This is a genomic window from Brevundimonas diminuta ATCC 11568 (assembly GCF_000204035.1).
Classification (GTDB): Bacteria; Pseudomonadota; Alphaproteobacteria; order Caulobacterales; family Caulobacteraceae; genus Brevundimonas; species Brevundimonas diminuta.
The window spans coordinates 1,837,737-1,845,684 of sequence record NZ_GL883086.1; the positions used below are offsets into that span (position 1 = coordinate 1,837,737).

General features: G+C 69.1%; 7 protein-coding genes. 5 read left to right on the top strand and 2 right to left on the bottom strand.

All coding sequences use genetic code 11. The annotated features are described in order from the left end of the window. On the top strand, positions 1 to 206 hold a 206-nt coding region (locus BDIM_RS12785; RefSeq protein ID WP_040346126.1), incomplete at its 5' end, for a response regulator. Positions 207 to 269: 63 nt separating this feature from the next. On the opposite strand, the gene BDIM_RS12790 is transcribed toward BDIM_RS12785, so the two are convergent. After that, a complete protein-coding gene (locus BDIM_RS12790; protein WP_003166023.1) occupies positions 270 to 884 on the bottom strand; it encodes a response regulator transcription factor in 615 nt (204 codons plus the stop codon). Between the two features lie 183 nt (positions 885 to 1,067). Between BDIM_RS12790 and BDIM_RS12795 the strand changes: the two genes are divergently transcribed. From BDIM_RS12795 to BDIM_RS12805, 3 genes are all read left to right on the top strand, one after another. Next, positions 1,068 to 2,417, top strand: coding sequence for a DcaP family trimeric outer membrane transporter (locus BDIM_RS12795; RefSeq protein WP_003166024.1), 1,350 nt, complete (start codon positions 1,068 to 1,070; stop codon positions 2,415 to 2,417). A gap of 34 nt (positions 2,418 to 2,451) precedes the next feature. Further along, on the top strand, positions 2,452 to 4,389 hold the full coding sequence (acs, locus tag BDIM_RS12800) for an acetate--CoA ligase (protein WP_003166025.1): 1,938 nt from the start codon (positions 2,452 to 2,454) through the stop codon (positions 4,387 to 4,389). A gap of 124 nt (positions 4,390 to 4,513) precedes the next feature. Next, on the top strand, positions 4,514 to 5,572 hold the full coding sequence (locus BDIM_RS12805) for a CaiB/BaiF CoA transferase family protein (RefSeq protein ID WP_003166026.1): 1,059 nt from the start codon (positions 4,514 to 4,516) through the stop codon (positions 5,570 to 5,572). Positions 5,573 to 5,631: 59 nt separating this feature from the next. Here the strand turns inward: BDIM_RS12805 and BDIM_RS12810 are convergent, their stop codons facing one another. Continuing rightward, entirely contained in the window at positions 5,632 to 7,212 is a 1,581-nt protein-coding gene (locus BDIM_RS12810; protein ID WP_003166027.1) for a bifunctional GNAT family N-acetyltransferase/carbon-nitrogen hydrolase family protein, read from the bottom strand. Positions 7,213 to 7,292: 80 nt separating this feature from the next. Between BDIM_RS12810 and BDIM_RS18095 the strand changes: the two genes are divergently transcribed. Further along, a partial coding sequence (locus BDIM_RS18095) for a CYTH domain-containing protein (RefSeq protein WP_169312151.1) occupies positions 7,293 to 7,948 on the top strand: 656 nt, incomplete at its 3' end.

The window sequence follows — 7,948 nt, forward strand, 5'->3', positions numbered from 1 at the left end:
CGGCCCTGGTCGACCTGCATCTGGGCGACGACGAGCCGGACGGCCTGGCCGCCGTGGACGCCCTGCGCGCTCAGGGCGTCAGGCGCATCGCGCTGGTGACGGCCGACACCCGCGACGGCCTGAAGGAGAAGGCGGCGGCCGCGGGGGCGGTGCTGCTGCCCAAGCCGGTCAAACCGGCGGCGCTGAAGGCGTTTCTGCGCAGCTGACCCTTCTCCCCTTGTGGGAGAAGGATGATCATACGCTATCGTCTTCGGCTGCTGGAGCGCCCGCTAAATATCCAGCGACTGCGCCAGGATCACCGCCTGGGTCCGGTTCTGCACGCCAAGCTTGCGGAAGACGCTGGTCAGGTGCGCCTTGATGGTGGCCTCGGTGACGCCCAGGTCGAAGGCGATCTGCTTGTTCAGCCTCCCGACTTTCAGCCCCTCCAGAATCCGCAGCTGCGACGGCGTCAGGCTGGCGATGCGGGCCTGAAGGTCCGCTTCTTCTTCGCCCGCCGCCTCGACCTCGGGCGCCCAGCTGTCGCCTTCGAGGATGGCCCGGATGGCCTCGACCATGGTCGGCAGGGCCGCCGACTTGGGAATGAAGCCCGCCGCCCCCAGCGACAGGGCGCGGCGGATGGTCGGCGCCTCCTCGCTGGCCGAGACGACGGCGACCGGCACGGCCGGATGATCGGCGCGGATCAGGGTCAAGCCCGTCATGCCGTCCACGTCCGACAGCTTCAGATCCAGCAGCAGCAAATCGACCGCCGCCGCGCCCAGGGCGGTCTGCGCCTCGGCCAGGCTGGCGCATTCGACGATCAGGGCGCCCTCGGACGCCTTTTCGACGGCCGACTTCAACGCCGCCCGAAACAGGGGATGGTCGTCGGCGACGACGATGCGGTCCATAGGCGTCCTTCCCACGCGCGGTTCTTGTTCGTTCGGCCGCGTCGCGACGACACCATGCCGCGCCTCGACTTTGGTCGAAACTAGACGAATGGCTAATGGCCGCAAACCCGGAGCGCGCGGAATGCTGCCGTCCTGAGGCCTGCGACAGACAGGTTCCGGAACAACGGTCTGGGAGGACCACGCATGGGAAGCTGCCGTTTGTTCGGCGGCGTGGCTGCGGCCGCGCTGCTGCTCGCGCCCGGCGCCGCACTGGCTCAAGACGCCAGCGCGGCCCTGGAAGCCCGTATCGCCCAGCTCGAAGCCGAGCTGAACAGCCTGAAATCCGAAGTCGCCGCCGCCCGAACGCAGCAGGCCTCGCAGGCGCAGGACATCATCCGTCTGGAGACGCGGCCGGCGCCCGCGCCGACGCCGGTCTCCGCCCCGGCGGCGCCTTCGGACGGCTTCCGCATCGGCGACCACACGGTGAAGTTCGGCGGCTTCATCAAGACCGACTTCATGGCGTCGAAATATTCCGGCGGCGACCCGGCCAACGGCGATCCCTTGCGCGACTATCACCTGCCCGGCGCCATTCCGGTCGGCGGTACGGACGAAGACGTCGCCACCGACTTCAACGCCCGCCAGACCCGCTTCTGGCTGACCACCGACGGCGTGGTGGCCGGACACAAGATCGGCACGCGGCTGGAGATGGACTTCCAGACCCTGCCCGGCTCGGGCGATCAGCGCACGACCAGCGGCTCGAACCCCGCCCTGCGCCGCGCCTTCGTCACCATCGACAACTGGCTGATCGGCCAGGAGTGGACCAACTTCCAGAACACCGCCGTCCTGCCGGAATCGGCGGACTTCGTCGGCGCGGCCGAGGGCACGGTCTTCGCCCGTCAGGCCCAGGTCCGCTACACGCGCGGCCCCTTCTCCATCGCGCTTGAGAACCCCGAGACCACCGTCACCCCCTTCGGCGGCGGCGCCCGCATCGTGGCCGACGACAATAGCCTGCCCGACCTGACCGCCCGCTACGCGCTGAGCCGCCCGTGGGGCGACGTGCAGTTGTCCGGCCTGGTGCGTCAGCTGAAGTATCAGAACCCGGCGACCAACATCGATTCCTCCGCCACGGGCTGGGGCCTGTCGGCCTCGGCCAAGTTCAAGGTCGGGGCGCAGGACGACATCCGCCTGATGCTGACGGGCGGCGAAGGCATCGGCCGCTATGTCGGGCTGAACTTCTCCAACGACGCGGTGCTGGACGCCTCGGGCGATCTGGAGGCCATCGGCGTGGTCGCGGGCTTCGCCGCCTATCGCCACGTCTGGGCGCCGGGCTGGCGCTCCAGCCTGATCTGGTCGACGCAGAAGGTGGACAACGACACGGCCCTGACCGGCGTCGGCGTCAACCGCTCGGCCCAGAGCCTTCACGCCAATCTGATCTGGTCGCCGGTCACGGCGTTTGATGTGGGCGCCGAGGTGATGTTCGCTGATCGCAAACTGGAGTCAGGGCTGGACGGCGACATGACCCGTCTGATCCTGTTCGCCAAATACGGCTTCTGAAGCCGCAAAAGAAAAAGACCCTGGAGGAAATCGCGTGTCTGATCCGGAAATCTATCCCGTCCCCGCCGAACTGGCCGCCCGCGCCCACATGGACCGCGCCGGCTATGAAGCGGCCCGGATGCAGGCGCGCGAGACCCCCGAGGCCTTCTGGGCCGAACAGGCCGAGCGCCTGGACTGGATGACCTTCCCGACCAAGATCAAGGACGTCTCCTTCAACAAGGCCGACTTCCGCATCCGTTGGTTCGAGGACGGGGTGCTGAACGCCTCGGTCAACTGCATCGACCGCCACCTGCCCGCCCGCAAGGACGAGGTCGCCATCCTGTGGGAAGGCGACGAGCCGACCGACAGCGAAGCCGTCACCTTCGGCCAACTTCATGAGCGCGTCTGCCGCCTGGCCAATGTACTGAAGGCCAACGGCGTCCAGAAGGGCGACCGCGTCACCATCTATCTGCCGATGATCCCCGAGGCGGCCTACGCCATGCTGGCCTGCGCCCGCATCGGCGCCGTGCATTCGGTCATCTTCGGCGGCTTCTCGCCCGACAGCATCGCCGGGCGCATCGAGGACTGCCAGTCGACCTTCGTCATCACCGCCGACGAAGGCTGCCGCGGCGGCAAGAAGGTCCCGCTGAAGGCCAATGTCGACAAGGCGCTGGAGAAGGTCGGGGGCGTGAAGACCGTCGTCGTCCTGCGCCACACCGGCGCCGACGTGCCCTTCGTCGAAGGCCGCGACCTGGACTGGGGCGTCGAGGCGGACAAGGCCTCGCCCGACTGCGCGCCCGAGCCGATGAACGCCGAAGACCCGCTGTTCATCCTCTACACCTCCGGCTCGACGGGCAAACCCAAGGGCGTGCTGCACACCACCGGCGGCTATCTGTTCTGGGCCAGCTATACGCATGAGCTGGTGTTCGACTATCGCCCCGGCGAGGTCTTCTGGTGCACCGCCGACGTGGGCTGGGTCACGGGCCACACCTATGTCGTCTACGGCGCCCTGGCCAATGCGGCGACGACCCTGATGTTCGAGGGCGTGCCCAACTATCCGACCGTCAGCCGCTTCTGGGAGGTGGTGGACAAGCACCAGGTCAACATCTTCTACACCGCCCCCACGGCCCTGCGCGCCCTGATGCGCGAGGGCGACGCCCCGGTGAAGACATCCAGCCGCAAGTCGCTGCGCCTGCTGGGCACCGTCGGCGAACCGATCAACCCCGAGGCCTGGCGCTGGTATCATGAGGTCGTCGGCGAGAGCCGCCTGCCCATCGTCGACACCTGGTGGCAGACCGAGACGGGCGGCGCCCTGATCTCGCCCCTGCCTGGCGCGACGGACCTGAAGCCCGGCTCGGCGACCCTGCCCCTGCCCGGCGTCGAACTTGAAATCGTGGACGCGGAAGGGGGCGTGCTGAGCGGCGCGACCGAGGGCAATCTGTGCATCACCGACAGCTGGCCGGGCCAGATGCGGACGGTCTACGGCGACCACCAACGCTTCTTCGAGACCTATTTCTCGACCTATCCGGGCAAGTATTTCACCGGCGACGGCTGCCGCCGCGACGCGGACGGCTACTACTGGATCACAGGCCGGGTCGATGACGTCATCAACGTCTCGGGCCACCGCATGGGGACGGCCGAGGTCGAGAGCGCCCTGGTCCTGCACGACATCGTGGCCGAGGCCGCCGTGGTCGGCTTCCCCCACGACATCAAGGGCCAGGGCATCTACGCCTATGTCACCCTGGTGCGAGGCGTCGACGCCACCGAGGATCTGCGCAAGGAGCTGGTCGCTCACGTCCGCAAGGAGATCGGCCCCATCGCCGCCCCTGACGTGATCCAGTGGGCGCCGGCCCTGCCCAAGACCCGCTCGGGCAAGATCATGCGGCGGATTCTGAGAAAGATCGCCGAAAACGAACTGGGCGCCCTGGGCGACACCTCGACCCTGGCCGATCCGTCGGTGGTGGACGATCTGGTGAAGAACCGGGCGGCCTGACTTCAATACCCGCTCATCCCGGCGGACGCCGGGGTGAGCGGTACATCATTCAGCTCCCCCCGAAGAGGCGGTCCCGGACGGCGCAAGCTGGACGGGGCCGCCCGCCTCGGCTTCAGTGCCGGACATGAGCGGAACCCTCGACGGCCTGACCATCATCGAAATCGCCGGCATCGGCCCCGCCCCCTTCTGCGGCATGATGCTGGCCGATCACGGGGCGGAGGTGGTGCTGGTCCATCGCCCCGGCGCGACGCCCGACCCGCGCGATCCCCTGAACCGCAGCCGCGCCCGTCTGGTCGAAGCCGACCTGAAGACGCCCGAGGGCGCCGCCCTGATCCGCGATCTGGCCGGCGCCGCCGACGGCCTGATCGAGGGCTTTCGTCCCGGCGTGATGGAGCGTCTCGGCCTCGGCCCCGACGTGCTGCTGGCCGACAATCCGCGCCTCGTCTACGGCCGCATGACGGGCTGGGGTCAGGACGGGCCGCTGGCCCCGGCGCCGGGCCACGACATCGACTACATCGCCGTCTCGGGCGCGCTTCACGCCTTCGGGCGGGCGGGCGAGAAGCCGACCCCGCCGATCAACATGGTCGGCGACTTCGGCGGCGGCGGCATGCTGCTGGCCTTCGGCATGGTCGCCGGTCTGCTGAAGGCCCAGCGCACCGGGCGCGGCGACGTCATCGACTGCGCCATGACCGACGGCTCCTCCCTGCTGATGAGCATGATCTGGGGCTTCCGCCAGAACCTGCCCGCGCCCCTGCCGCCCAGTCTGGCCTGGCGCGACGAGCGCGGCGTCAACCTGCTCGACACCGGCGCGCCGTTTTACGAGGTCTATGAGACGTCGGACGGCAAATACGTCGCCGTCGGCGCCATCGAACCGGCCTTCTACATCGCCCTGATGCGGCTGACCGGGCTGGCCGGCGATCCCGACTTCGCCATGCCCTTCGATCCGGCCCAGTGGCCCATGCTGAAGGACAAGCTGGCCGCCGTCTTCCGCACCCGCACCCGCGACGACTGGTGCAGCGATCCCGACGCGCAAGGAGCCTGCGTCGCCCCCGTCCTGTCCATGACCGAGGCGCCCGACCACCCGCACAACCGCGCCCGCGGGGCCTTCGTCACCGCGCAGGGCGTGGTGCAGCCCGCGCCTGCGCCCCGGTTCCGAGACAGCCCGGCGCGGCGGCCGGAATAAAAGGCCAGTCACGAAATCACCGCTCGTCCCGGCCTCCGCCGGGACGAGCAGGGGTAAGGTCAACCCCCGTCCGTCCACACCGTCTTGTAGAGATCGAACCGGCGGTCGCGCAGGTTCCGCACCGTCCCCTGCGCCTTGGCCCAGGCCAGGTCGGACAGGTCCAGGTCCGCCACCGTCACCGTCTCGACGTTCTCGCTGGCCTCGGCCGCCACCCCGTCGCGCGCGAAGGGAAAGTCGCACGGCGTCAGGATGCAGGACTGCGCATACTGGATGTCCATGTTCTCGACGTTGGGCAGGTTGCCGACATTGCCCGACAGGACGACGTAGCACTGGTTCTCGATCGCCCGCGCCTGCGAGCAGTAGCGCACCCGCAGATAGCCCTGGCGGTTGTCGGTGCAGAAGGGCGTGAACAGGATGCGCGCCCCCTCGTCCGCCAGACGCCGCGCCAGTTCGGGGAACTCGGAATCATAGCAGATCATCACCCCGATCGGCCCGCAGTCGGTGGGGATGGCGTGGACGCGGTCGCCGCCCTTGATGTTCCACCAGTGCCGCTCGTTCGGGGTCGGGTGGATCTTCTCCTGCTCATGCACCGAGCCGTCGCGCAGGAAGACATAGGCGACATTCTGGATCTCGCCGTCCTCGGTCCGCGTCGGGTGCGAGCCGCCGATGATGTTGACGTTGTAGCCGACCGCCAACTCGCGCATCGCCTCGACGAAGCGCGGCGTGTAGCGGGTCAGGGCCTCGATCGATTCCGCAGGCGTCAGCTTCTTCGTCTCCAGCGACAGCAGCTGAAGCGTGAACAGCTCGGGGAAGACCACGAAGTCGGCGCGATAGTCCGATCCCACGTCGACGAAATATTCGACGTTGTCCATGAACTCGCGGAAGCTCTCGACCTTGCGCATCTGCAGCTGGACGGTGGCGACGCGCACCGTCTCCTTCACCGCAAAGGCCGCCCCCTTGCCCGTCGCCTCGACATAGTAGGGATTGCGCCACACCCAGCGCGCCGCATGGCCCAGCGACGCCTTGTCCGACGGCAGATAGTTCAGCAGCACCCCCGCCGGCTCGAACCCCGAACGCTGGTGAAAGGCCATGATCGGATCCTTCACCTTGCGGTCGCGCACCGCCTCGACATAGGCGTTCGGATCAGGATAGGCGGCCCGGCGGCGCGAAAGGCCCGGCATCCGGCCGCCGAAGACGACGCCCTTCAGGTTCTGCGCCTCGCACAGGTCGCGGCGCGCGTCGTACAGGCGCTGGCCGATGCGCAGGCGGCGCCGGGCCGGGTCGACGCAGACCTCCATCCCGTACAGCCACGCGCCCGCCGGATCGTGTCGCGCCGCATAGCCGCCGCCGGTGATCTGGTCCCAGCTGTGCGGCCCCATGGCCGAGGCCTCGTCGATGCGGAAGCTGGCGGCGTAGCCGACGATCTCGCCCTCGAACTCGACCACGAACTGGCCGTCGGGATAGGTGGCGATCTGGCCGCGCAGCATCCCCGGCGTATAGGGCGGCATGTCCTTGTAGACCCGCTCGACCAGGGCGTTGATCCCGGCGACGTCGCCCATGCGCGCGTTGCGGATGGTCAGGACGGCGGGCTTGGCCGGCTCGGCGGGCGGGACGGTTTGGGCGGTCTGAAGATCAGTCATCCGCTCCTAACGCGCGAGCTTGGCCGTTGGATCATTTTCATCGTCTTGGACCCGCGCCGGGATGGGCGCACAATGGCGTCATGTCCGGCATGGCCCAGGAAATGACGCAGGAGATCGAACTCAAGTTCCGGCTCGGTCCCGGCGCCGCCGCGCGCCTGGCCGCCCACCCGGCCCTGGCGGGCGAGGACAGCGTGCAGAGCCTGCGCTCCGTCTATTTCGACACGCCGGATCAGGCGCTGCGCCGCGCCGGCTGGGGCCTGCGGGTGCGCGCGACCGGACGCGGCTTCGTCCAGACGCTGAAGGGCCAGACCGGCGGCGACATCCTCAACCGCGCCGAATGGGAGACGCCCGTCCCCAGCGAGGCCTTGGACTGGCAGGCTGTGAAGGCGACGCCCGCCGCCGCCCTGCTGAAAGGCCGCCGCCGCGACCTGTCGCCCCGCTTCGCCAGCACGGTGCGTCGCCGCGCCCGTCTGGTCGCCTTCGAGGGGGCCGTGATCGAGGCCGCCTATGACGAGGGCGAGCTGTCGGCGGGCGGCCGCGTCGAGCCCCTGCGCGAACTGGAGCTGGAATTGAAGGACGGCCCGCCCCAGGCCCTGTTCGCCCTGGCCCGGCGCCTTTCGGCCGACGTCGCCTTGGTCCCCCTGTTCGAGAGCAAGGCCGAGCGCGGCTGGCGCCTGGCAGAAGGGTTGGAGCGCGCCCCCCGCACCGCCCGCGCCGATCCCCTGCCCCGCGCCCT